Source organism: Streptomyces sp. NPDC032161, assembly GCF_040636995.1.
Taxonomy (GTDB): domain Bacteria; phylum Actinomycetota; class Actinomycetes; order Streptomycetales; family Streptomycetaceae; genus Streptomyces.
Genome location: NZ_JBEZVN010000029.1, coordinates 25,523 through 48,802, shown reverse-complemented (window position 1 = coordinate 48,802; position 23,280 = coordinate 25,523). Strand labels below are relative to the sequence as shown.

At 71.6% G+C, this 23,280-nt stretch carries 20 protein-coding genes and 1 pseudogene; 12 read left to right on the top strand and 9 right to left on the bottom strand.

From position 1 onward, the window contains the following. Positions 1–170: 170 nt before the first annotated feature. Together AB0E67_RS29545 and AB0E67_RS29540 are read left to right on the top strand one after the other, a co-directional pair. A complete protein-coding gene (locus AB0E67_RS29545; protein WP_362032188.1) occupies positions 171–512 on the top strand; it encodes a DUF2530 domain-containing protein in 342 nt (113 codons plus the stop codon). Positions 513–765: 253 nt separating this feature from the next. Beyond that, positions 766–3,246 carry an HAD-IC family P-type ATPase gene (locus AB0E67_RS29540; protein WP_362032186.1) on the top strand — a complete coding sequence of 827 codons (2,481 nt, stop codon included), beginning with the start codon at positions 766–768 and terminating at the stop codon, positions 3,244–3,246. Positions 3,247–3,368: 122 nt separating this feature from the next. Here AB0E67_RS29540 and AB0E67_RS29535 read toward each other — a convergent pair whose 3' ends face one another. The 3 genes from AB0E67_RS29535 to AB0E67_RS29525 form a co-directional block, all read right to left on the bottom strand. Next, a complete protein-coding gene (locus tag AB0E67_RS29535; protein ID WP_362032182.1) occupies positions 3,369–4,247 on the bottom strand; it encodes a DUF5707 domain-containing protein in 879 nt (292 codons plus the stop codon). A 350-nt stretch (positions 4,248–4,597) separates the two neighbouring features. Next, the gene (locus AB0E67_RS29530; RefSeq protein WP_362032239.1) at positions 4,598–7,843 is read right to left on the bottom strand and encodes a molecular chaperone Hsp90; all 3,246 of its coding nucleotides are present in this window, start codon (positions 7,841–7,843) and stop codon (positions 4,598–4,600) included. 588 nt (positions 7,844–8,431) lie between these two features. Beyond that, the gene (locus AB0E67_RS29525) at positions 8,432–9,367 is read right to left on the bottom strand and encodes a DUF3027 domain-containing protein (RefSeq protein WP_362032180.1); all 936 of its coding nucleotides are present in this window, start codon (positions 9,365–9,367) and stop codon (positions 8,432–8,434) included. 380 nt (positions 9,368–9,747) lie between these two features. On the opposite strand from AB0E67_RS29525, the gene AB0E67_RS29520 reads away from it, so the two are divergent. From AB0E67_RS29520 to AB0E67_RS29505, 4 genes are read left to right on the top strand one after another with little or no spacing between them, the layout of a single operon-like run. Beyond that, positions 9,748–11,238, top strand: coding sequence for an MFS transporter (locus tag AB0E67_RS29520; RefSeq protein WP_362032178.1), 1,491 nt, complete (start codon positions 9,748–9,750; stop codon positions 11,236–11,238). Positions 11,239–11,265: 27 nt separating this feature from the next. Then, positions 11,266–11,745 (top strand): DUF2771 domain-containing protein, encoded by a 480-nt coding sequence (locus tag AB0E67_RS29515; RefSeq protein ID WP_073785637.1) that lies wholly within the window; start codon positions 11,266–11,268, stop codon positions 11,743–11,745. Positions 11,746–11,783: 38 nt separating this feature from the next. Further along, positions 11,784–12,611, top strand: a complete 828-nt coding sequence (locus AB0E67_RS29510; protein WP_362032175.1) for a futalosine hydrolase — start codon at positions 11,784–11,786, stop codon at positions 12,609–12,611. Beyond that, positions 12,592–13,470, top strand: a complete 879-nt coding sequence (locus AB0E67_RS29505) for a 1,4-dihydroxy-6-naphthoate synthase (RefSeq protein ID WP_362032174.1) — start codon at positions 12,592–12,594, stop codon at positions 13,468–13,470. Before AB0E67_RS29510 ends, AB0E67_RS29505 begins: the two co-directional genes overlap by 20 nt. A 133-nt stretch (positions 13,471–13,603) precedes the next feature. On the opposite strand, the gene AB0E67_RS29500 is transcribed toward AB0E67_RS29505, so the two are convergent. Further along, a complete protein-coding gene (locus AB0E67_RS29500) occupies positions 13,604–13,987 on the bottom strand; it encodes a cold-shock protein (protein ID WP_030749636.1) in 384 nt (127 codons plus the stop codon). 210 nt (positions 13,988–14,197) lie between these two features. Between AB0E67_RS29500 and AB0E67_RS29495 the strand changes: the two genes are divergently transcribed. Continuing rightward, positions 14,198–14,422 (top strand): hypothetical protein, encoded by a 225-nt coding sequence (locus tag AB0E67_RS29495; RefSeq protein WP_362032172.1) that lies wholly within the window; start codon positions 14,198–14,200, stop codon positions 14,420–14,422. 516 nt (positions 14,423–14,938) lie between these two features. On the opposite strand, the gene AB0E67_RS29490 is transcribed toward AB0E67_RS29495, so the two are convergent. Then, on the bottom strand, positions 14,939–15,394 hold the full coding sequence (locus AB0E67_RS29490; RefSeq protein WP_360108630.1) for a hypothetical protein: 456 nt from the start codon (positions 15,392–15,394) through the stop codon (positions 14,939–14,941). Between the two features lie 40 nt (positions 15,395–15,434). Then, the gene (locus AB0E67_RS29485; protein ID WP_362032170.1) at positions 15,435–16,619 is read right to left on the bottom strand and encodes an amidase domain-containing protein; all 1,185 of its coding nucleotides are present in this window, start codon (positions 16,617–16,619) and stop codon (positions 15,435–15,437) included. A gap of 249 nt (positions 16,620–16,868) precedes the next feature. On the opposite strand from AB0E67_RS29485, the pseudogene AB0E67_RS29480 reads away from it, so the two are divergent. Further along, positions 16,869–17,222: pseudogene (locus AB0E67_RS29480) on the top strand (transposase); the annotation flags it as partial. A gap of 133 nt (positions 17,223–17,355) precedes the next feature. Here AB0E67_RS29480 and AB0E67_RS29475 read toward each other — a convergent pair. Both AB0E67_RS29475 and AB0E67_RS29470 read right to left on the bottom strand, forming a co-directional pair. Further along, on the bottom strand, positions 17,356–17,547 hold the full coding sequence (locus tag AB0E67_RS29475; protein ID WP_362032168.1) for a DUF397 domain-containing protein: 192 nt from the start codon (positions 17,545–17,547) through the stop codon (positions 17,356–17,358). Between the two features lie 11 nt (positions 17,548–17,558). Continuing rightward, the gene (locus tag AB0E67_RS29470; protein ID WP_362032236.1) at positions 17,559–18,404 is read right to left on the bottom strand and encodes a helix-turn-helix transcriptional regulator; all 846 of its coding nucleotides are present in this window, start codon (positions 18,402–18,404) and stop codon (positions 17,559–17,561) included. A 204-nt stretch (positions 18,405–18,608) separates the two neighbouring features. Here AB0E67_RS29470 and AB0E67_RS29465 point away from each other — a divergent pair, with 204 nt between their 5' ends. Then, positions 18,609–19,070, top strand: a complete 462-nt coding sequence (locus AB0E67_RS29465; RefSeq protein ID WP_362032166.1) for an ATP-binding protein — start codon at positions 18,609–18,611, stop codon at positions 19,068–19,070. 71 nt (positions 19,071–19,141) lie between these two features. Here the strand turns inward: AB0E67_RS29465 and AB0E67_RS29460 are convergent, their stop codons facing one another. After that, positions 19,142–19,771 (bottom strand): HAD family hydrolase, encoded by a 630-nt coding sequence (locus AB0E67_RS29460; protein ID WP_362032164.1) that lies wholly within the window; start codon positions 19,769–19,771, stop codon positions 19,142–19,144. 198 nt (positions 19,772–19,969) lie between these two features. Between AB0E67_RS29460 and AB0E67_RS29455 the strand changes: the two genes are divergently transcribed. Genes AB0E67_RS29455 through AB0E67_RS29445 form a run of 3 tightly spaced genes read left to right on the top strand, consistent with a single transcriptional unit; the run spans position 19,970 to position 23,033 of the window. Then, entirely contained in the window at positions 19,970–20,980 is a 1,011-nt protein-coding gene (locus AB0E67_RS29455) for an iron ABC transporter permease (RefSeq protein WP_362032162.1), read from the top strand. Then, a complete protein-coding gene (locus AB0E67_RS29450; RefSeq protein WP_362032160.1) occupies positions 20,977–22,080 on the top strand; it encodes an iron chelate uptake ABC transporter family permease subunit in 1,104 nt (367 codons plus the stop codon). The genes AB0E67_RS29455 and AB0E67_RS29450 overlap by 4 nt, the downstream gene beginning before the upstream one ends. Further along, entirely contained in the window at positions 22,077–23,033 is a 957-nt protein-coding gene (locus tag AB0E67_RS29445; RefSeq protein WP_362032158.1) for an ABC transporter ATP-binding protein, read from the top strand. The genes AB0E67_RS29450 and AB0E67_RS29445 overlap by 4 nt, the downstream gene beginning before the upstream one ends. Positions 23,034–23,280: the final 247 nt, after the last annotated feature.

Below are 23,280 nucleotides of genomic sequence, written 5' to 3'. Positions count from 1 at the left end.
CAGCCGTAAGCAGATTCAGTATGAATACATAGGGCGAAGATCGCTATCTCCGCGCGTAGACCCTTGGCGGCCCTGGGCCGCACCGCCCTGGAGGCACCCTCGCGCGCACCGTTCCCGCAGGGCCGGCACGGGCCCGGGGCGGCCCCGCGCACTCCCCATACACTGAGGTCATGGCGAAGTGGACACCGAAGCACGAGGCGCCCGAGCCCCTGGAGGGGCCCGTCGTCGCCACCATCACCGGCGGCACGATCCTCTGGTTCGTCCTCTTCCTGGTCCAGCTCCCCTTCTACGGCTGGTTCGACGACCACGGACACCTGTGGTGGCTGTGGACCTGCCTGGCCGGTGCGGGGCTCGGCGTGATCGGCATCTGGTACGTGCGCAAGCGCGACGCGGCGATCAAGCGGGCGGCGGCACGGGCGGCTTCGGACGGGGCGGCCGGAGCCGACGGGACCGCCGGGGACGCGAGCGGAGCGGCTCCGGGCCCCAAGGGCACGAGCAGCGCGACGGTGTGATCCGGCGGCCGGAACCCCGGCCGCGCTCCTGGTCTGCCGGGCCCTGCGAGCAGACCCCGCCCGCACCAGGGCCCTCATCAGCACCAGCGCCCCACCCCCGACAGGCGGGCCCGCACCCGTCCCGGCCGCACCGGGAACCCCCACCCGTACCAGGGGATTCCGTACCACCACGGGACCATCCCCCCTCCTCCCCCGGTCTGATCTTCAGACCCCCAGTGGGAGAATCGGGCCTCCCACCCGTACCGTCGGAACCATGACGCAGCGGGTACCCCATTCCTCCGGCGAGCAGCTCCCCGAGGCTCCCGGATCCGACGGCCGCCTCGGCTCGGCCATGATCGACGCCGGGGCGGAGCTCGACCCGGTCCACCCGGTGGAACCGCCGGCCCCGGCCGTGAACACCCGCGGGCTGACGGCGGCCGAGGTGGCCGAGCGAATCGCCCGCGGCGAGGTCAACGACGTACCCGTGCGCTCGTCCCGGTCCGTCCAGGAGATCGTCCGCGCCAACGTCTTCACCCGGTTCAACCTGATCATCGGCGTGCTCTGGCTGATCATGCTGTTCGTGGCGCCGATCCAGGACAGCCTCTTCGGCTTCGTGATCATCGCCAACACCGGCATCGGCATCATCCAGGAGTGGCGGGCCAAGAAGACCCTGGACAGCCTCGCGGTCATCGGCGAGGCCAAACCCACCGTCCGGCGCGACGGGGTCTCGGCCGAGATCTCCACCTCCGAGATCGTTCTCGGCGATCTCGTGGAGCTGAGCCCCGGCGACAAGGTCGTGGTGGACGGCACGGTCGTCGAGGCCGACGGGCTGGAGATCGACGAGTCGCTGCTGACCGGCGAGGCCGACCCGGTGCTCAAGCGCCCCGGCGACACCGTGATGTCCGGGAGCTTCGTCGTCGCGGGCGGCGGCTCGTTCGCCGCGACCAAGGTCGGACGCGAGGCGTACGCCGCGCAGCTCGCGGAGGAGGCGTCCCGCTTCACCCTCGTCCAGTCCGAGCTGCGCACCGGCATCTCCACCATCCTCAAGTACGTCACCTGGATGATGGTGCCGACCGCGATCGGGCTGGTCGTCAGCCAGCTGGTCGCGCAGGACAACAACCTCAAGGACTCGATCGCCCGGACCGTCGGCGGCATCGTCCCGATGATCCCGGAAGGGCTGGTGCTGCTCACCTCGGTCGCCTTCGCGATCGGTGTCGTACGGCTCGGCCGCAAGCAGTGCCTGGTCCAGGAGCTCCCCGCCATCGAGGGCCTGGCCCGCGTCGACGTCGTCTGCCTGGACAAGACCGGCACCCTCACCGAGGGCGGCATGGACGTCACCGAGGTGCGCACGCTGGGTGACGCGCAGGACGCGTACATCCGCCGCGTGCTGGGGGCCTTCGGCGCCTCCGACCCGCGGCCCAACGCCAGCCTCCAGGCCATCGTCGACGCCTACCCGGACGGCGAGGAGTGGCGGTGCACGCAGACGCTGCCGTTCTCCTCGGCCCGCAAGTACAGCGGCGCCGCGTTCGACGAGGGCGGCGGCCGGGCCTCCGCCTGGCTGCTCGGCGCCCCCGACGTGCTGCTGCCCGAGCGGGACCCGGCGCTGGACGAGATCGAGCAGCTCAACCAGCAGGGGCTGCGCGTGCTGCTGCTCGCCCGGACACGGGGCGAGCTCCAGGGCCCGGACGCCGCCGTCGGCGCCGTACCGAGCGCGCTGGTCGTACTGGAGCAGCGGCTGCGCCCGGACGCCGAGGAGACGCTGGCCTACTTCGCCGACCAGAACGTCGCCGCGAAGGTCATCTCCGGCGACAACGCCGTCTCCGTGGGCGCGGTCGCCGGGAAGCTGGGCCTGCCGGGCGCCGAGAACACCCTGGACGCGCGCCGGATGCCCACCGACCCCGACGACATGGCCACGGCCATGGAGCAGAACGCGGTCTTCGGCCGGGTCACCCCGCAGCAGAAGCGGGACATGGTCGCGGCCCTCCAGTCCCGCGGCCACACCGTCGCGATGACCGGTGACGGCGTCAACGACGTGCTGGCCCTGAAGGACGCCGACATCGGCGTGTCCATGGGATCGGGCTCCGAGGCGACCCGGGCCGTCGCCCAGATCGTGCTGCTGAACAACAGCTTCGCGACGCTGCCGTCCGTGGTCGCCGAGGGCCGGCGGGTGATCGGCAACATCACCCGGGTCGCCACCCTGTTCCTGACCAAGACCGTCTACTCGGTGCTGCTGGCGGTCCTGGTGGTCTGCTCCCAGGTCGACTACCCGTTCCTGCCGCGCCACCTGACCCTGCTGTCGACGCTCACCATCGGCGTACCGGCGTTCTTCCTGGCCCTGGCCCCCAACAAGGAACGCGCCCATCCGCACTTCGTGCGCCGGGTCATGCGGTACGCGATCCCGTCGGGCGTCATCGCGGCGATCGCGACCTTCACGACGTACCTGCTCGCCCGGCACCACTACACCGGCGCGGGCTCGCTGGAGGCGGAGACGAGCGCGGCGACGCTCACGCTGTTCCTGGTCTCGATGTGGGTCCTGGCGATCATCGCCCGCCCGTACACCTGGTGGCGGATCTGCCTGGTGGCGGCGATGGGGCTGGCGTTCCTGATCGTGCTGGTGGTGCCGTGGCTCCAGGAGTTCTTCGCGCTGAAGCTGGTGGGGACGATGATGCCGTGGACGGCGGTGGGCATCGCGGTGCTGGCCGCGACCGCCCTGGAGTTCACCTGGCGGCTGGTCGGCCGCCGCTTCCCGGCGTAGCGCCGCGTTCCCGCACTCCCGCGGGAACGCGTACGGGCCGTGCCCGGAGACGGAAACCGTCTCCGGGCACGGCCCGTGGTGCTGAAGCGGAACAGGCCCGGAACCGACTCCGGGCGGGGGGACTAGCGCACGTCGACGAAGTCGCCCGCGGCCGTGAAGGCCGGGGTGGTGGACGTGCCGGCGAAGCTGTAGCGCCAGTAGCCGTCGACCGACGCCTTGACCGTGGTCTTCAGGTTGCCGGTGCTGTTCGTCTTGATGGTCTTGATCGTGGTGTAGGTCTTGCTGTTCTTCTTGCGGAACTGGAGCTTCACCGGCTGGCCGGTGTAGCCCTGGTACTTGAAGGTCTCCCAGTTGGCCCGCGAGAGCTTGCCGGTGACCGTGATGGTCCTGCCCTTCTTGACCGGCTCGGGCGAGGCGTTGACCGTCAGCTTCGAGGCCCGCTGCACGCGCACCTTGCCGTAGGCCTGGTTGTCGGTGGCGCTGGTCTCGTCACCGGCGAGCACGGCCGCGGCGACCTTCCAGGTACCGGCCAGGGAGTTCTTGTACAGCTCCCAGCCCGGCTCGAAGGTGAAGGTCAGCTTGCACGTCGAGGTCGTGGTGTTGACCTTGGTGCACTTGGCCGTGTCCTCGTTCGGCACGACCGCCCCGTCGACGGAGTCCTCGGAGTACAGGTCCTTGCCGTGCCACAGGGCGACGAAGACGTCGGAGATGCCGGAGGGGTGCGAGGCGGTGACCGAGACGGAGACCGTCTTGGAGGCGGTGGTGCCCAGGACGATGTCCTTGCCGCCGTTGACGACGACCTTGGAGATGACGGGGTCCGACGTGGCCGCCGCCGTGCGGGCGGCCTTCGCCGCGCCCTGCGGGGCGATGCCGAAGATCTCGGCAGCCGACGTCGGGATGTTCGGCACGTTCGCGGTGTCATCCGCGTGGGCGGCCGGGACGGCCAGAGCGGACAGGGCCAAGGCGCCGGAGACGGCGGCCACGGTGGCACGAATACGCATGTGTTTCCCCAGTGGAGAAAGGGCCCCGCGGGCACGTGGTGCGTCCCGGGCAGGGCTCGTTCGTCATGAGCCTGATGACTCGACAGAGCAGACCTGTGAAAGATGTGAAGGGTTGTACGACGAACGGGAAATTCTCTGCGAAGCAGGTTTGCGCGCCGGATTCCGTCGTCCACGCGGCCCATGAACGACGGAATGGGTCCGGACGGGGAATCGGCCCGTACGCACGCTTCGTCCGTGCGCGTGATCGGGCCGTACCCGGAATCATCCTGCACGGCGTGGTCCGCCGGTACGCGCGGTGCTCCGCCCGTACGCCTGATCCGGCCGCCGCGCCCGCCGCGCGGCGGCCCGGGTCAGTCGAACCAGCGGTCGCGGGCCAGTTCCTCGGTCCGGGACGGGTCCTCCAGCAGTGCCGCGACCTCGAAGCGGCGCGGCCACTGACCCGCCGCCCAGGCCAGCCCGGCCGCGACGCCCTCCAGCGTGGCGGCGTGCACGGTGCCGTCGGGGGTGCGGCGCCAGTCCAGTTCGACGCCGCCCGCACGCAGCTCGGCGTGCTCGACGTACGTGTCCGGGGTGCCGGGGCCGAGCAGGACCCGTACCGCCTCCGGTACGCGGTGCTCCTCGCCGTCCGTGGTCACCTCGGCCTCGACGCTGTCGCCGAGCCGCCGCACCTGGAGCAGTTCGGCCAGTTCGGCCGCGCGCGCCGGGGCGACCGGGAGCAGTGGCAGCCGGGCGGCCAACGGCAGCAGGTCGGGGGCGTCGGCGATCACCGCGTCCGCCGCGTCGACGACCCGGGCCTCGCCGTCGACGACGGCCCGCAACTCGTCGGGCAGCGTGACCTGTTCGGGGTCGAGGTCGGCCAGCGCCGTGTACAGCGCGTGCAGTTGCACGGGGTCGACCTCGCGATCCTCGTCCGCGAGCCGGCCGAGGAGTTCGGCGGCGCCGCCCGGCTCGTCGAGGAGCGCGGCCACGGACGTCCGCACCCCGAGGGCACGCAGCACCTGCGCGTCGTCGAAGCCGGTCGCGTCGGCGGAGTCGTACAGCCCGGCCAGCCGGGGGTCGCCGGAGGCCGCGCGCAGACCGGCCGGGCGGCGGCCGTCGAGCACCGGGTGATCGCGCAGCCACCAGGCGGTGTACGGGCGGACGGACCGCGTGGTGCCGTCGGGCAGCAGCACCCGCACCGGCTGGGTCAGCGCGTCCCGCAGCGGCGGCCGGGCGAGCATCGCGAGCGCCTGCGGCCAGGCGTCGTCGTCGACGAGGTCCAGGTCGCGGACGGCGACGAGCTCGGTGGCGACCGGCGGCACCGGTGTGTCGGGCATCTGGTCGAGGACGTCCTCGCACCACACGTCCACGGCGTCGAGCAGCCCGGGGTCGTCGGGTTCGGCGAAGTCGCCTTCGCGGGGCTCCAGTTCGTCCGGATCGAGGACGACGTCGGTGGCCCGCACGAGGGTGAATCCGGCGAGCACCCCGCAGGCGGTGAGCGGCTGTTCGCCCCAGCGCTCGGCCAGTTCCTCGTCGCAGAGGGCGAGTTCGCCCTCCCGCATGACCGCGGCGAACGGGCTGCCGGGCAGCACGAGTTCACCGGCGGGCGCGAGCTCGCCGTCCTCGTCGGGCAGGGCGAGCGCGCCGAGCCAGGGTTCGTCGCCGGGGGCCAGTTCGGCGTCGCGCACGAGGGCCAGGACGGTCTCGGCGAGTTCGTCCGCGCCGGGCGCGTCCTCGTCCCAGATCTCGCCCGCGTCCAGCGATCCGGCGACGGCGGCCCGCACCTGCGGGGTCGTCAGTACGGCGCGCGGGGTGGCGGGCAGGGCGCCGAGCTTCTCCAGCAGCGGGTGGGCGGCGTCCGGATGGGCGACCTTCAGCCCGAGCCGGGCGAGCCGGTCCAGGACCGGGCCGGTGAGCGCGTCGGGGAGCGGGAGGAGGACCTGGCGGGGGCCGATGGTGGTCCGGGGCGCGGCCGGGGTCCCGGCATCCTGCTCCGTCGGCGCGCCGGCCGCCTCCCGCGCTCCCGCCAGCGGGACGGGCAGACCGGAGAGGCGATCGGGGTCGATGCCGGAGAGGCTGTCGTAGAGCCGCCGCCACCAGCCGGGATCGCGCTCCAGACCGGCGAGCCGGTCGATCGCCTCGGTCAGCGGGACGCGGGCGATGCCGAGGGTGCGCAGTTCGCTGCGGCGTTCCAGTCCGGCGGGCAGCAGGCACGGCAGGACCTCGGCGAGTACGCGTACGGTCTCGGCGCCGACCCCTTCCAGGACCTCGGCCTCGATGGGGCGCAGCGCGGTGCCGGACGGCTCCCGGATGTCGTCGCGCTCGGTGTCCCAGGCGTCGTCCCACCGGTCCGTCGGCTCCGTCCGGTCCGCCTCGACGGCGGTGTCGCGCGGGGCGGCGGGCTCCAGGAAGGCGACGCGCGGCAGCCGCCCGAGGATGGCACCGCGCAGGGCGCCGTCCAGTTCGCCCTTTCCGAGCGCTCCGGGCACGAGGTCGATGGTGTCGACGGACACCGGCCGCCAGCCCGCGAGCAGTTCGGCGTACGCGTCGGCGGCGCGCTCCACCAGGAAGTCGGTGAGCGGGCCGGGCGCGGGGTGGCGGCGGGTGCTGTCGAGCGGCAGCGACGCGATGAGCAGCGCGGGAACGCCGAGGGGTTCGTCGGTGGGGGTCGGCGCGTGGACGACGGGGGCGGTGCGGGGGCGTACCGGGGCGCCCTCCGCGTCGACCGGGACGGCCCAGGTGACCGACCAGTGCGGGCGCAGCCGTTCCTCGCGGGGCCGGTCGGCGAGCAGGGCCGGTTCGACCGGGCCGTGGTGGGTGACGGTGCGCCAGCGGTGCGTGCCGTGCGCGGAGTCCTCGATGTGGGTGTACGGGCCCTGCCGGGTGCGGCGCAGCGTCCGTACGGCGTCCGGGGTCTCGATCACGATCTCGTCGAGGCCGCGCAGGGTGAGCAGCAGCGCGTCGTCCACGGCGGCGAGCAGCCTGGCGACGAGGTCCTCGGCGCCGCCGTCGCGCAGCGGGAGGACGACGACGGTGTCGTAGCCGTCGGGCGGGGTGCCCTCGGCGGGCAGCGGGAGCCGCAGCAGGGGTACGTGACCGTCGCGGCGGCGCAGTTCGTCGCCGAGGCCGGGGCTGGCGGTGGCGGCGCGGGCGGCCAGGTCGCGGGCCTCGGCGAGGGACCAGCGGACGCCGCCGTGCCGGCCGATCACGGCCGGCTCGTCGCTCACCGCGAGCACGGCGGCGAACCCGACGCCGAACCTGCCGACGGCGCCCTCGTGGCCCTCGCGCTTGGCGGAGGCGCGCAGCGTGGAGAGGGATTCCACGCCGGTGGCGTCGAGCGGGGCGCCGGTGTTGGCGGCGGCGAGCACGGCGGGGGCGTCCGGGGTCGCGGCGTGCAGGGTGAGGCGGAGCCGTCCGGGGACGTCCGCGCGGGCGGCGGCGTCGGCGGCGTTCTGCGCCAGTTCGACGACGAGCCGGTCGCGGTAGCCGCCGAGCGCGAGTTCCTCCTCGGCGTTGGCGTCCTCGCGGAACCGGGCGGGGCCGGCGCCCCACGCGTCGAGCACGCCGCGTCGCAGCCGCGCGGTACCGAACGGGTCGGCTCCCTCGGTCCCATTCATGCTCACGCTCCGACTCCGCTCTGTTCTTTCCGGTCTTCCGGTCTCCACCGGTTGTTCCGGCCGTTCCGGTTGTTCGGGTCGTTCCGGTTGTTCGGGTTGGGCGTCACGGTGCCACCGAGCATCCCGTGCCGCCAGTGTGCGCCCGAAGGTACCGGCTCCTCGCGCCGGACGGGGCATCGCGACAGGGCATCGCGAACGGCGCCCGCGCGAAGGGGCCGCACCGCGGCCCGCCACGACCGGGAACGAGCGCGCCGCGGGCGGACACGACCGGCGACGGGCCCGTCGGGCCCGGAAACGAGCAGAACAGACACCACGGGCAGGAACGCGACCGGGTACGGGCACCACGACACGAACGCGACCGGACGGGACACGAACAGACCCGGGCAGGGACCCGCCCGGAATCGGGCACGCCGGGCACGCCCGTCCGGCGAGGGACCGGGGACGCCCGTGCGATACCTTTCGCAGGAACAGCTGTGCGAACTCCCTCGCGGGTGCGACCGGGGCAGGGCGGACAGGGGCTCAGCCGTCGGGGACCCTGGCGCCTCTATGACGTCGGGCGTCTCGGTGCCGTCAGGCACGTGGGCGCCGTCAGGAGTGGCCGAGGTCCTCCGTGGGGGTGTCCGGCTCCGCCGGGACCGAACCGGAGTCCCGGGCCGGGCGCAGCGGGTACTCGTCCACCTGCATCGTGTCCAGGGCGTGCGGCGCCGGCTTGGGCGGCTTCGGCATGACCGCCGCCTCGGAGTGCCCGCCGCATCCGTACGACAGGGACACCACGTGTCCGTCCGCCGGGCCGAACTCGTTGGCGCACACCCCGAACGCCTGTCGCAGCGAGCCCGCCAACGGCACCAGGAACGCGCAGGTGACGCAGCTCGCCGGGGCGGCCTGGGCCATCGGCGTCCGCGCGCCGAAGCCCTCGTCCCACCGGTCGGCCGCCGAGCGCAGTCCGTACCGCGACAGCACCCGCGCCCGGCGCATCCCGAGCTCGTCCGCGACCGCCGCGATCGCACCGCGGTTCGTCGTCGCGGGGCGGGTCGTCAGCTCCGCGTCCTCCGTGTCGACGAGATCGGCCATCTCCTCGGACACCTCGGAGACCGCGGCGTTCGGCGGCGGCTCGTCCTCGCCGGTGTAGCCGGGCTCCAGGCGGATGTCGTCCGCCTCGGTGGGCAGCAGGTCGCCGGGCCCCATGTCGCCGGGGCGCAGGCGCTCGCTCCACGGCACCCACTCCGGGGCGAGGAGCGCGTCGCCGCCGGGCAGCAGAACCGTCTCGTCAAGGGTGACCTTCTTCGCACGGGACGCCCGGGCGACGGTCACCGCCCAGCGCCAGCCCCGGTAGCCGGGCTCCTTGCACTCGAAGAAGTGCGTGACGACCCGGTCTCCCTCGGAGACCACGCCCACGTGCTCTCCGACGACCCCCGGCGCGGCCGCTTCCTCGGCCGCCGCGCGGGCCAGGTCCACCGCCTCGACGCACAGACGGTCGGGGGCAGGGGTACGGGCCGTACGCCTTCGCGTCGTCACAGCACTCACTGGTCTCGCTTCTCTCCTACGCCAGTCTCACGGGCGCGCCTGCACATCCATCGATTTCGGCCGTGGCGGGTGCGGGCGGAGCGGACCTGGGGGCCGCGTCGACGTCCGCGCCCGTCGTGCCTGCCTCGGGCGCACCTTCTGCCATCCATTCTGCGGGATCGCCGATAGGCGCGCGGCCGAGAGCAACAGCCGGTGGCGCGCTACGCACGCTACCCCCTTCGTCGTCCCCCGCCCACCTGCCCGTCCCGAACCGGGGGTGCGCGGCAGGGGACGGGCCGGACGTACGTCCGGGGTCGCACACTGGCCCGACAGGGCGGAGTGCGTCCGTGCCCCGGGCCGGTCCCGGTTCGCGGACACCCCCGGCGGGGCACTATGACGGGGTGACTTCCGCCCGGTCGCACCAGGATTCCGGCCCGTTCCGCAGGACGGGGCGGGCGGTCGGCCGCGCCCTTCGCTCCCCTTTCGCCGGTGCCGCCCGGGGTATCCGGAGGGCGACGCATGCGCACGGCGCGGGGGAGTCCGGTCTCGGCAAGCTGATCGAGCTGCACGCCGTGAACGGCGCGGGCGACGTGATGATCACGGTGGCGCTCGCCTCGACGGTGTTCTTCGCCGTGCCGACGGACGAGGCCCGCGGCCGGGTCGCGCTGTACCTCGCCGTCACGATGGCGCCCTTCGCGCTGCTCGCACCCGTGATCGGTCCGCTGCTGGACCGGCTGCCCCACGGCCGCCGGGCCGCGATGGCGGCGGCGATGCTGACCCGCGCGGTGCTGGCGCTCACCATGTCGGGCGCGGTCGCCACCGGCGGCCTGGAGCTGTATCCGGCCGCGCTGGGCGTGCTGGTCTGCTCGAGGGCGTACGGGGTGGTCCGCAGCGCGGTGGTGCCGCGGCTGCTGCCGCCCCGCATCTCCCTGGTGAAGGCGAACGCCCGGGTCACGCTCGCCGGACTGCTGGCGACGAGTGTGGCCGCGCCGATCGGGGCCGGGCTGCAGTTCGTCGGTCCGGCCTGGCCGCTGTACGGGGCGTGCCTGGTCTTCCTCGGCGGGACGGTCCTCGCCTTCACGCTGCCGCACGAGGTCGATTCCGCGAAGGGCGAGCGCAGGGCCCGGCTGGTGCCGCCGTACGGCTTGCTGCCCCCGCGCCCCCGGGCGGAGCGGCACGGACACGAAGGCCGGGAGGAGGGGTGCGGGACGGACCGGGCGACGGACCCGGGGAGGAACGGGCGGTGTGCTCGCGGGCGAGGACTCCTGGGCCGGGAGCGCAACGGCGAGCGGCGGCCCGGGCTGCGGTCCGTGGGACCTGCCGTGCTGAACGGGCTCCAGGCCAACGCCGCCCATCGCATGCTCTCCGGCCTCCTCATCTTCTTCCTGGCGTTCCTGCTGCGCGAACAGCCGCTCGCCGGTCAGAACGCCGCCGTCTCGCTCGGCATCGTCGGCGTGGCGGCCGGGCTGGGCAACGCGCTCGGCACGGCGGTCGGGTCCTGGGTCCGGGCCCGCAGCCCCGAGGTGATCGTCGCCTCGGTCCTGGCCCTGGCCCTGGGGGTCGCCGCGCTCACCGCGCTCTTCTTCGGCACCGTCACGGTCACCGTGCTGAGCGCGACGGCCGGCTTCACCCAGGCCCTGTCGAAACTCTCGCTGGACGCGATGATCCAGCGGGACGTGCCCGAGGAGGTGCGGACGTCCGCGTTCGCCCGCTCCGAGACGGCGCTCCAGATGGCGTGGGTGGTCGGCGGCGGCATCGGCATCGCCCTCCCCCTCAACGGCGTACTGGGCGTGTCGGTCGCCGCGGGCGTTCTCGCCCTCGGTGCCGCCACGTCCGTACGGGGGCTGCTGGGCGCCGCCAGACGCGGCTCGCCGCACCCCCGCGTGGCGTGAGACGGGGCGACCGATAGCCTTCGGCTCATGACCGTTGCGTTCTTCTCCGGTAAGGGCCGTCGAATCGGCGTCGCTCTTGGTGCCGTGTCCGCGGGACTCCTTGTCCTCTCCGCCTGCGACAAGCCGACGCCGCTCGCGACCGTAACGGTCGGCGGCAACTCGGTGAGCTCCGAGGCGGCCTGCTACAACGACGGCAAGCCCCTCAAGACGTCCGAGATCAAGAGCTGCCTCAACAAGAAGGCGGAGAAGACCGTCGAGGTCGCGATGGACGACAAGGTCCGCTTCGGCGTCGACCCGGAGATCGCCGAGCACGGCTGGACCCTGTTCATCAACGGTCAGCAGGCCGAGCAGGAGCCGTACAAGAAGACCTACCGGTCCATCCCGGGCAGCGCCTTCTTCTCCAGCCAGACCGGCGAGACCACGAACAGCACGCAGGTCAGCATCGTGGAGACGCAGGGCAAGAACCTCACGGGCATCTGGCACTTCGAGCTGAAGAAGACGTCCTGACACCTCTGCCGACCCCCGGCCCCGGAGGGCCCCTCCTCGTGCGTGTGCTCGTCGTGACCGCCGTCCCGGCAGAACGGGACGCGGTCACGCGCGCGTTCGGGGACGGGACACGCGTGACCGTGCGCCGGGTGCCCGGCGCCGAACTCCGCCGCGTGCACGGCTCCGGCGGCCCCGGTGGCCCCGGCGTCGACATCGATGTGCTCGCGGGCGGCGCGGGACCGGCCGCGGCGGCCGCCGCCACGGCCTTCGGCCTCGCCTCGGGACATGCCTCCGCCACGCCCGGGGACGCCCCCGGACCGACCCCCGGCCCCGCGCCGTACGAACCCGTCTCCGCGCCGCACGGCCTCGCGCCCGCTCCGTACGACCTCGTGGTCTCGGCCGGGATCGGCGGCGGATTCGTGCCCGCCGCCCCGGTCGGCTCGCTCGTCGTCGCGAGCGGGATCGTCGCCGCGGATCTGGGCGCGGAGACGCCGGAGGGCTTCGTCCCCGTCACGGGCCTGGGCTTCGGCCGCGACCGGCACGTACCGCCCCGCTCGCTGGTCCGGGACGTGACCGCCGCGACCGGCGCGCTCCCCGGCGAGATCCTCACCGTCTCCACCGTGACCGGCAGCGCGGAGCGCGCCGCCGCCCTGCTCGCCGCGCACCCGCGGGCCGCCGCGGAGGCCATGGAGGGCTTCGGCGTCGCGGAGGCCGCCGACCGGGCCGGCGTACCGGTCCTGGAGCTCCGGGCGGTGTCGAACGCCGTCGGCCCGCGCGACCGCGACGCCTGGCGCATCGGGGACGCGCTGACCGCGCTCACCGGGGCGTTCGGGAAGCTTCTGCCCGTACTGGAAGGTTGGACCCGCCATGACCGACACCACGCCTGAGCCGCTCCGTGCTCCTCGTTCCCCGCTGAGCATCGCCTTCTCGCCGTGCCCGAACGACACCTTCGTCTTCGACGCCTGGGCGCACGGAAGGGTCCCCGGCGCGCCCGCCCTCGATGTCGCCTTCGCCGACATCGACATCACCAACGGCATGGCCGAGCGCGGTGAGGGCGACGTCCTCAAGGTCTCGTACGCGGTGCTGCCGTGGGTCCTCGACGAGTACGCGCTGCTGCCGTGCGGCGGGGCGCTGGGGAGGGGCTGCGGGCCTCTCGTCCTCACGAGGGAGCCGGGCACGGACCTGACGGGGCGGACGGTCGCGGTGCCGAGCGAGCGCTCCACCGCGTACCTGCTGTTCCGGCTCTGGGCGGCGGACGTCGTGCCGGGCGGCGTCGGCGAGATCGTCGTCATGCCCTTCCACGAGATCATGCCCGCCGTGCGCGACGGGAAGGTGGACGCCGGTCTCGTCATCCACGAGGCCCGTTTCACGTACCGGAACTACGGTCTGCACAACCTCGCCGACATGGGCCGGCACTGGGAGGAGACCACCGGGCTGCCGATCCCGCTCGGCGCGATCATCGCGAAGCGGTCGCTGGGCGCGGACACGCTGAAGCTGCTCGCCGAGTCGGCGCGCACCTCGGTACGGATGGCGTGGGACGACCCGGAGATGTCCCGGCCCTACGTGCTGGAGCACGCCCAGGAGATGGACCCGGCCGTGGCGGACCAGCACATCGGGCTCTACGTCAACGAGTTCACGGCCGACCTCGGCGAGGACGGCTACGCGGCGGTCCGCGGGCTGCTGACCCGCGCGGCGGCCGAGGGGCTGGTACCGCCCCTCGGCCCGGACGCGCTGTCGTTCGTCTGAGACGGCCGCCGGTCCCCGGGCCGGGCACGCAGTCGTTCATCCGCCACCGGCCGTCGACCACCCGCCGACGGCCGACGACGTGTCGGGGAGGCCGTCGTTCGTCGGTGACCGGCCCGGGGGCGGATCCGTGGCGTCAGACGTCGAGCTGGTCGGCGACCGCGCGCAGCAGACCGGCGATCTTCTTGCCGGCCGCCTTGTCCGGGTAGCGGCCCCGTTCCAGCATCGGTGTGATGTTCTCCAGCAGGGTGGTCAGGTCCTGCACGATGGACGCGAGCTCGTCCGGCTTGCGGCGCTGCGCGGCCGCGACGGACGGGGTCGGGTCCAGAACCGTCACCGACAGCGCCTGATCTCCGCGCTGACCTGCGACGACACCGAACTCGACACGCTGGCCGGGCTTGAGCGCGTCGACACCGTCGGGAAGCACGGAGGAGTGTACGAAGACGTCGCCGCCGTCGTCGCGGGAGAGGAAGCCGAAGCCCTTCTCGCTGTTGAACCACTTGACCTTGCCAGTCGGCAAAGCACGCACCCCATCTCAACCCGTATGCCGGAACAAAGCCTCAGCAGGTCAGGCTATCCAGTGGTGGTGCTCCCCTGCTGGCAGCAGCCTCCCCAGGTGGGGCACCCTAGTCAAGCCTGACCATTCGGACCGCTGTCCGGAAACGATGCCTGTGCCGCTCGCCGCAACCCGCGGGGCGGTCCTGTCGCCGTCGGGAACTACCCTGGCGGGGTGAGTACTACACCTCCTGGCGCGGGTGACCGGCTGGTCCGTATCGGCGCCATCGTCTTCTTCGTCGGCGCGCTGGCCACTCTGGTCACGGTGGCCCCGCTGTTCCTCGGCACCACTCCACTGCCGCCCATCGCGTGGTCGCTCTGCATGCTGATGGGCGTCGGCTTCCTGATCGCCGCGGCGGGCGTGGTCCGCTCGGCGCGCGCGGGCTCGCGCGAGCGATAGGGCCGGGGGCCTCCGGCGGGTCGTTTCGGCCGGCCCGGCTCCGGACGAGCTTGATCTTCCCCCCGAGGCCCGACACCCACAGACCGCTTCCCTACCGCAAATATCATGAGCCCGTCCCACTCGACTGCCCGACGTCTCGCACGGCAGCGGCAAGAAACAAAACGGGCGGTTCTGGCTGCTCATCCAGCGACACTTCTCGGTCGTCACGACACCCCCGGCGACCACTCCGCACGCTCACCGCAACACGCGTTTGGCTTGAAATGCGTTGCAGGTGCTACGAGCACCTTAATAAAGATGAAGATCCTTTTGTCGATACCATGACTGTTGCTGGACGCAGTTGACGAAACGCATCAGCCGGGGGATGCGGGGGGTGGCGTGACGGGGTGGGACATCAGGCCGAGCGGGATGGAGTCCGTTCTGTCGTTGGTGGGGCTGGCGGCGGCGCGCCCCGCAAAACGCATCGGACCGCACTGCGCAGTGCGGTCCGATGCGCGTACCTCACCTGGGTTCGTCGCTTCAGGAGGCGGAAAGCTCGCTGGTCTCAGCTGGTGACTTACCGGGTTCTACGGGCTGACCAGTGAAAATGGTCAAGTGCCACACTCCCTTGTCCCGGGTCACCGTAATAGTGTCGTTCATGGACCGGCCCGCCTTGTCCTTGGCTGCGAGCCGGGCGCTGCCCACGTCCGGGCCCATGTCGTGGCCGATCTCCAGCCGGCTGATCTTCCACCCCCGTCCGCCCTTGTCGGCGAGGATCTTGTCGGCTTCGCTCCGCGACCAGCTTTCGTCCTTCACGCCACCGATCCGGATGAGGCCGGTGGCGTCGCGCGTGTTCAGAGCGGTGACGTAGTCGTCGACGGCCTGCCGCGCGCCGTCACCCGACGAAGCGGCAGGTGCGGCCTTGCCATTGCCCGACGAACAGCCGGACAGGGCCAGTAACGCGAGCGCGACGGCGGCGATGTGGCGACGGTTCACGCAGGACTCCTTACTTCTTCCTGTGGGGAACGGCAGCGTGTCATGTCCGGTGGGCGTACCACCAGGTCTTGGGGTGGTCGGAGAGGAGCTTCTTCAGGCTTTTGTTGTGGGTGTCGGAGGTGTGATACGTGAGGTAGGGGATTCCGTTGTATCTCTTGGTGACGAACATCGAGTGGTCGATGACGTTGTTGCGATTCCAGTCGGCCTGGAGAACGTCCGACGCAAGCAGGTCCCACATGTTGCCGAGCGACTTCGTGCGCTTGGAGTGCTTCGTCGCGAACCAGTACCAGTTTTCGGCCCCGCCCCAGGTGTAGGACGTTATGGCGCTGGCAGGACCGTAGAACCAGTACTTGTTGCTGGTTCGCTGGATCAGGGAACCGCCGGCAGGTTTCCAGCCGCCGGCGTGCACGATCTGTGACAGGAAATTGGTGCAGTCGTTGCCGCTGTACGTACGGAACGCGGGGTTGTGGTTCTTCCAGTGCTTGTCCGCGTACGCGATCATCTTGCTGTAGCTGTACAGAACTGACGCGTCGGGCTTGATGGTGCCGGAACCGGTTTCAGCGCCACCCGACGGCGTGATACTGGATCCACCGCCCTTACTGCCCTCGTTCTCGTCTGCGGGTCCCCCCTCATCCGTCGTCTCCGGCTCCGCATCGACGTCGGAGACCTGCGTGGTCGGAGTGGGGCCCCCTTCGGTGTGGGCGTTGTCCGAAGCCAGAAGCCAGGTGCCGTCCTCGGCCTTCGTGAATTCGACCGTGTGAGGCAGCGACAGCTCCTCATACTCCGGGGCTCCGTCGTCGATCTCTTCCTGGGTGAAGGGGAGAAAGAGGCGGGTGCTCTCCGTCAACTGGAGCGTGGCCCGAGTGCCGTTGACAGTGGCGTCGGTGACGCTCACCTCGACTTGAGCCTTGGTGTAGCCACCGTCGACCGTCTCGTACCGCTCGCCCTTCGCGGCCAGCGCGGCCAAGTCATCCTGCGTCTGGGCAGCCATGGTGCGCGTGGCCTTGATGTGTGCCACGGCGGCGCGGAGCGTGGGCGATCTGGTGGTGAGCATGTCGGCTCGCTGCTGGAGATAGTCTTCGGCGATCTGTGCGAGCGACTCCTGAGTTGCTTCCGGCAGAGACGCGTCAGGGGTGGTGACGGCGCTCGCAGGCACCTCGGTAAACGCTAGTACCGCCACCGTGCCAGCAGCAGCAAAGGCGAGCCTGAGTTGTTCAGGGCGCATAAGACCTCCTGATCACAAACTGACTAATCGCTGTCAAGTCGTGAGTGAGGAGATCGGATCCAGTCGGCGCGTTCCCTCGTGGCTCTCTTCTGCTGGGGAATATCTGATTCCTAGTACTCCAGCACGGTTTTCGTGAGAGGAATGCTCAGAACCTGTGGATCGGCCCGGGAGGGCGCACTTTCCCGGGTGATTGATCGATAGGTCACCGAGCAAGACCGACGTTGCAGCGTCGGTCGGGAAGGCACGCCCGTGCTCACCGTAGTCAACGAGGACGGCACCACGCGAGATTGCTCCCCGCTGGACGAGATCGTCCGCGAAGGCGCGAGGCGGATGCTGGCTGCCGCTCTCGAAACCGAAGTCAACTCCCACATAGGCGAGTTGGCCCACGAACGGGACGACAACGGTCGGCGGTTGGTGGTCCGCAACGGCTACCACCAGCCCCGGAAAGTCACCACGGCTGCCGGCGTCGTCGGGGTCAAGGCCCCGCAGGTGAACGACAAGCGCGTGGACCAGGCGACCGGCGAGCGGAAGCGTTTCATCTCGGCAATCCTGCCGCCGTGGTGCCACAAGTCCCCGAAGATCGCTGAGGTGCTGCCGCTGCTCAGAACGAAACTGGGTGGTCATGGCAGACCCCGAGAGGGCAACGAGTTCTGCGTCCTACGCACCTGGCACCGCAGAACCAGTACTACAACGGCAGTTGAGCTGGGTACGCGCGGCATGCGGCCGGATGCGGAAGTCAGTCCTGGCGGTTGCTCTCCTTGAGGGTGCGCACGAAGGCGGCCCAGGCGGCCGGGGTGGTGTGGAGTATCGCTCCGGTGGGGTCGCTGCTTTCGGTGAGGCTGACCGTGCCGGGGGTGGGTGCGGCTACGTGTACGCAGGAGTTGCCCTGTGCGCAGTAGGACGACTTCTGCCAAGCGGGAGCGGGCATTGCGGGTTCCTTCACAGGTCGCGGGCGATGTTGTGGATGAAGCTCCTGGACTTGTCGCGGTCCAGCGCCGTGGTTTCCATGCGGCCGAGCAGTACGCGGTACTTCTCCAACTGGGCCTCGGCGTCGAGGAAAACGGGACCGTGGGACTGGTCCAGGTTGACGGTGTCGAGCTGCGGGACCGGTCCGAGGAAGTAGTAGATCGACTGGCCCGACCCGGCAAAGGTTCCCGCAGAGAACGGGATCACCTGGAGAGTGATGTGCTCACGTTCGCTCATGTCGAGAAGATGCTGAAGCTGCTTGCGGGTCACCGCCGGACCGCCGAACTGCATGCGCAGTGCGGCCTCATGGACAACAGCCTGGTGCGGCGTCGGTGATTCCCTGAAGAGCACGGCCTGTCGTTTGATACGGAACGAGATGCGGTGCTCGATGTCGGGAGGCGACAGTTCGGGCACATCCTGTCGGAAGACTTCGCGCGCGTATTCCGCAGTCTGGAAGAGGCCGGGAATGTGAACGGTGACGGCTGTCCGCAGCCGGCGGGCGTGGTGCTCGATCTCCGCCAGGTCGAGGAGCGGCGCGGGCAGAATCTCTCGGTACTCCTCCCACCACCCGCGTGTGCGGTCGGAGGTCATGCTTCCCAGCGCGGCGACCATGTCCTTGTCGGCGCAGCCGTACTGGCCTGCCAGAGCACGTAGACGCGCCAGGCTCACACCGATGCGTCCAGCCTCCATGTTGCTGATCTGGTTCTGCTTCACACCCAGGAGTTGACCGGCCTGGGTCGCGGTGAGTCCTGCACGCTCACGGAGTTTGCGCAGCTCACCGCCGAACCGGAGTTGACGACCCGTTGGATTGGTTCTCACGGGTTTACTCGCCTCCTTGAGCGGCTGGTCACCCACAAGGGTGTCAGTTTATGAATTCGCCAAGAACTGGTTAATACGTTAGCCGCTTGTCGCTACCTTGGGTGCCAGGCCACCCGCCCGGAAGTACCCCGCTCGACGGAGCGGCCCCGTCACCGGACAACCCGAAGCACACTCCCCAACCTCCCTCCGTGAACGGAGACTTCCATGGTCAGTGCCACGGTATCCCCGCCCTGGACGTACACCCTCCAACTCCCGCGAGATCCCCGCGCCCCCGGCGTGGCCCGCTCCGCTCTCCGCACCACCCTGCGCGTGCACGGCATGTCTGAACTCACCGAGATCGCAGAACTGTTGGCCAGCGAACTGGTCACCAACGCGTACGTGCACTCCTCGGGGGAGTGTTCCCTGCGCCTGCGCGACGCCGGGCGCAACCGTGTCCGGCTGAGCGTGTGGGACACCAACCCGCACGTCCCCGCACCCTTCCGATGGAGCGCCGAGTCCCCGGAGGAACTCGCCGAGCGCGGACGGGGGCTGTATCTCGTCACCGTCTACGCGGAGAGCTGGGGCGCCTACCCCATGACGACCGGGCTGCCGGGGCAGGGCGGGAAGCTGCTCTGGGTGGAATGCGCGGCGAAGACGGACGACGCTCCGTCGTGCGGGGTTCAGTGAACGGACGACGCTCCGTCGCACGGCACTCGGTGACCCGTCCCGCGCCCCTCGTCCCACACCCACTGGAGGGCCTACGTGCCCTGGACCGCCGCCGCGTACCCGTCCAGCCAGGACGGGAACTCCGTCAATGAGGACAGGACGACGTCCGCCCCCGCCGCCCGGAGTTCCGCGGCGTCGCAGGGGCCCGTGGTGACCGCCACCGACAGGGCCCCGGCCGTGCGGGCACCCCGTACGTCGCCGGTGTGGTCGCCCACGTACACGGACGCGCCGTGCACGCGCAGCGCCTCCGCCTTGGCCTCCGCCCACAGGCCGCCGATCAGCGCGTCGGGCTCGATCCCGAGGTGGGTCAGATGGAGTTGCGCGCTGGGGCGGTACTTGGCGGTGACGACTATCGCCCGGCCGCCCCGCTCCCGGATGGCCGCGAGCGACTCGCGGGCGCCCGGCAGGGCGGGGGTCGGGGTGATGGCGTGGGCGGGGTAGATCTCCCGGTACCGGTCGGCGGTCGCCGCGACCGCGTCGGCCGGGAACCAGTTCCTCAGCTCGTCGTCGACCGGCGGGCCGAGCCTGCTCACCACCAGGTCGGCATCGATCCGTGTGCCCGTCTCGGCGGAGAGCGCCAGGTAGGTGGCCTTGATGCCGGGACGGGAGTCGATGAGCGTCATGTCGAGGTCGAAACCGACCGTCAGCGGGTGCGAAGGCATGCGGCCCATTGTGGCGGGAGCGGTAGCGGGCTCGGCGCCCGCTCCGGTCCCGGCCCCGGAGTCTCCGGGACGGCCCCGGGTTCGCCGGGACGGTCCCCGGGTTCGCCGGTACGGCCGTCGGGCCCGGAAACGGCGGTGCTTAGACTTAGCCAAGCCTAACTTTGCTTCGCCGCTCCGCCCGCCGTCCGATTGGGTCCGATGTCAGCCGCCGCACCACGCCGCTCCAGACGCGCACTCGTGACGGCGGCGGCCGTCGCGGCGCTGCTGGTGGCGGTGCTCCTCAGCCTGGCCGTGGGAGCCCGCACCATACCCCCGTCCGAGGTGTTCGACGCCCTGCTGCACGGCGGGGACTCCAACGCCGCCGAAGTCGTCCGGAACATGCGGGTGCCGCGCACCCTGATCGGACTGATGGTCGGCGCCGCGCTGGCCCTGGCCGGCACGGTCCTCCAGGGCATCACCCGTAACCCCATCGCCGACCCCGGCGTCCTCGGCATCAGTCAGGGCGCTTCGGTGGGCGTGGTGCTGGCCATCGCGTACGCCGGGGTCCACACCCTGACCGGATACGTGTGGTTCGCCTTCTCGGGGGCGGCGATCGCGTCGGTCGCCGTGTATGCGATCGCCTCCAGCGGGCGCGGGGGCGCCACCCCCGTGAAGCTCGCCCTGGGCGGCGCCGCGATCAACGCGCTGCTGCTCTCGGTGACGACGGGGGTGCTCACGACCAAGGCGTCCGCGCTGGACGAGTTCCGGTTCTGGCAGGTCGGTTCGCTCGCCGGGCGCGAGTCCGTGGTGGTCGGTCAGGTCTGGCCGTTCCTGCTGGTCGGGGCCGTACTCGTGCTGTCCGTCGCGCGCGGCCTCGACGCGCTGGCGCTCGGTGAGGACGTCGCGAAGGGGCTCGGGCAGAAGGTCGCGACGGTACGGATCGTCGGCGGTGTCGGCGCCACCGTGCTGACCGGTGTCGGGGTGGCGGCGGCCGGCCCGATCGCGTTCATCGGCCTCGCCGTCCCGCACATCGCCCGCGCGATCGTCGGCGCCGACCACCGCTGGGTGCTGCCGACGGCGGCACTGATCGGACCCGTGATGCTGCTCGTCTCCGATGTCATCGGCCGTGTCCTGTTCCCGCCGAGCGAGGTCCCGGCCGGGGTGATGACGGCACTGATCGGCGTCCCGTTCCTGGTCATCCTGGTCCGCCGGAAGGCGGTGCCCGCATGAGCGCGCGGTCGTCGGTCGAGGTGCGGCCCAACGGTCGCCGGACGACACCCACCGGGTACCACGTGGTGCGGATCGGGGCACGCGGCCGGTTCCTGCTGCACCGGCGGGCCCTCGCCGTCGCCACCGGTCTGCTCGTCCTGCTGGCCGCCGTCTGCGTCGCGTACCTGTGCGTCGGCGAGAGCTTCGTGGCGCCCGGCGAGGTCATGAACGTGATCCTGGGCCGGCCGTCCCCGGACGAACTGGTCGTCGGCACGCTGCGGCTGCCGCGCATGGTGGTGGGGCTGCTGGTCGGGGCCGCGTTCGGGATCGCCGGGGCGCTGATCCAGACCGTCGCCCGCAACCCACTGGCCAGCCCCGACATCATCGGCATCAGCCAGGGGGCGAGCGCGCTCACCGTCGGCGCGATGACGTTCGGCATCACCTCGTACACCGTGCTGCCGTACCTGTCCGTCATCGGCGGAGTGGCCGCGGCGGCCCTGGTGTACCTGTTCGCCTGGCGCGGCGGCCTGCACGCCACCCGTTTCGTGCTCATCGGCATCGGCTTCGCCATCGCACTGCGCTCGGTCACCACCCTGTTCATGACGAAGGGCGACTACCTGGTCGCCCAGCAGGCGAAGATCTGGATGACCGGGTCGCTCAACGGCCGCGGCTGGGCCGAGGCCGCGCCGATCGGCTGGACGCTGCTGATCCTGCTGCCCGCGGTGCTGTGGGCGGCGCGGGCGCAGCGCACCGTCTCGCTGGACGACGACACCGCGACCGCTCTCGGGGTACGGCTCGGCCGGGTACGGCTGGGGCTCGTCGCCCTCGGCGTGGTCCTGGCGTCCGTGGCGACCGGGACGGCCGGACCGGTCGACTTCGTGGCGCTGCTCGCCCCGCAGATCGCCCGCCGGCTGACCCGTACCGCGCAGATCCCGCTGCTGTGCTCGGCGCTGCTGGGCGCGCTGATCGTGGTGGCCGCGGATCTGCTGGCCCGCAGGCTCTTCTCCCCCACCGAGCTGCCGGTGGGCGTTCTGACGGCGGCGGTCGGCGCCCCGTATCTGATCTGGCTGATCATCCGCGGTCACGGCGGCGGTCGCGGCCGTAGTGGAGGTACCGCATGAGCTCGACCCGTACGCCCGACGCGTCGAACGCGCCCGACGCTCCCGGTGACGCGGCGGCCGTTCCTTCCGGGGACGCGGCGACCGTCTCCGGCGGGGCGGGGGCCACCGTCTCCGGTGGGGCGGGGCCGACCGAGGCCACCAGCCGGCTCACCGCACGCGGGCTGACCCTCGCGTACGAGGACCGCACCGTCGTACGCGATCTCGACCTGGCCGTCCCCGACGGCCGCGTCACCGTGATCGTCGGCCCGAACGCCTGCGGCAAGTCGACCACCCTGCGGGCGCTCGGCCGGCTGCTGCGGCCGAGCGGCGGATCGGTGTTCCTCGACGGCACCGAACTGTCGAGGATCCCCACGCGGCGGATCGCCCAGTCGATCGGGCTGCTGCCGCAGACCCCGGTGGCCCCCGAGGCGATCACCGTCTCCGATCTCGTCGCCCGCGGCCGACAGCCCCATCAGCACTGGTGGCAGCAGTGGTCGGAGGAGGACGAGCGGGCGGTGACGGAGGCGATGGAGCGCACCGACGTCAGCGCGCTGGGCGACCGGTCGGTGGACGAGCTGTCGGGCGGTCAGCGCCAGCGGGTGTGGATCGCGATGGCGCTGGCCCAGGAGACCGACCTGCTGCTGCTCGACGAGCCGACCACGTACCTCGACATCGCGCACCAGGTGGAGGTCCTGGACCTGGTGCGGCGGCTCACCGCCCCCGCGGCGGACGGCACCCGGGGCCGGACCGTCGTCACCGTGCTCCACGACCTCAACCAGGCCGCCCGGTACGCGGACCACCTGGTCGCGATGAAGGCGGGGCGGATCGTCGCCGAGGGCCACCCGAAGGACGTGGTCACCGCGGACCTCGTGCACGAGGTCTTCGGGCTGGACGCGGTGATCGTCCCGTGTCCGGTGACCGGTTCGCCGCTCGTGGTGCCGGGTGCGCCCTGGCAGCCCGCTGCGACGCCGTGACCGCGCGGACCGCGACCCTGCCGACCGTGCCCGGTACGGGCCGTCCCGCACGAGCCGTGTCCGTAGGAGTCGTGTCCGTATGTGTCTCCGTATGTGTCTCCGTACGTGTCTGGTCCGTACGAGCCGTGGTCCGTACGCGTCCCGTCCGTAGGAGTCGTGTCCGTACGAGCCATGTCCGTCCGCGCGGATCGCTGCACACGCCCGCACCCGTGCCTGTGCCTGTGCCCGTGCCCGTAACAGCGCTCGC

Bases quoted from the DNA above. Each gene is read 5' to 3' on its own strand.
- AB0E67_RS29545 (WP_362032188.1), top strand. From the start codon at position 171: ATGGCGAAGTGGACACCGAAGCACGAGGCGCCCGAGCCCCTGGAGGGG.
- AB0E67_RS29540 (WP_362032186.1), top strand. From the start codon at position 766: ATGACGCAGCGGGTACCCCATTCCTCCGGCGAGCAGCTCCCCGAGGCT.
- AB0E67_RS29535 (WP_362032182.1), bottom strand. From the start codon at position 4,247: ATGCGTATTCGTGCCACCGTGGCCGCCGTCTCCGGCGCCTTGGCCCTG.
- AB0E67_RS29530 (WP_362032239.1), bottom strand. From the start codon at position 7,843: ATGAATGGGACCGAGGGAGCCGACCCGTTCGGTACCGCGCGGCTGCGA.
- AB0E67_RS29515 (WP_073785637.1), top strand. From the start codon at position 11,266: ATGACCGTTGCGTTCTTCTCCGGTAAGGGCCGTCGAATCGGCGTCGCT.
- AB0E67_RS29505 (WP_362032174.1), top strand. From the start codon at position 12,592: ATGACCGACACCACGCCTGAGCCGCTCCGTGCTCCTCGTTCCCCGCTG.
- AB0E67_RS29485 (WP_362032170.1), bottom strand. From the start codon at position 16,619: ATGCGCCCTGAACAACTCAGGCTCGCCTTTGCTGCTGCTGGCACGGTG.
- AB0E67_RS29475 (WP_362032168.1), bottom strand. From the start codon at position 17,547: ATGCCCGCTCCCGCTTGGCAGAAGTCGTCCTACTGCGCACAGGGCAAC.
- AB0E67_RS29465 (WP_362032166.1), top strand. From the start codon at position 18,609: ATGGTCAGTGCCACGGTATCCCCGCCCTGGACGTACACCCTCCAACTC.
- AB0E67_RS29460 (WP_362032164.1), bottom strand. From the start codon at position 19,771: ATGCCTTCGCACCCGCTGACGGTCGGTTTCGACCTCGACATGACGCTC.
- AB0E67_RS29455 (WP_362032162.1), top strand. From the start codon at position 19,970: ATGTCAGCCGCCGCACCACGCCGCTCCAGACGCGCACTCGTGACGGCG.
- AB0E67_RS29450 (WP_362032160.1), top strand. From the start codon at position 20,977: ATGAGCGCGCGGTCGTCGGTCGAGGTGCGGCCCAACGGTCGCCGGACG.
- AB0E67_RS29445 (WP_362032158.1), top strand. From the start codon at position 22,077: ATGAGCTCGACCCGTACGCCCGACGCGTCGAACGCGCCCGACGCTCCC.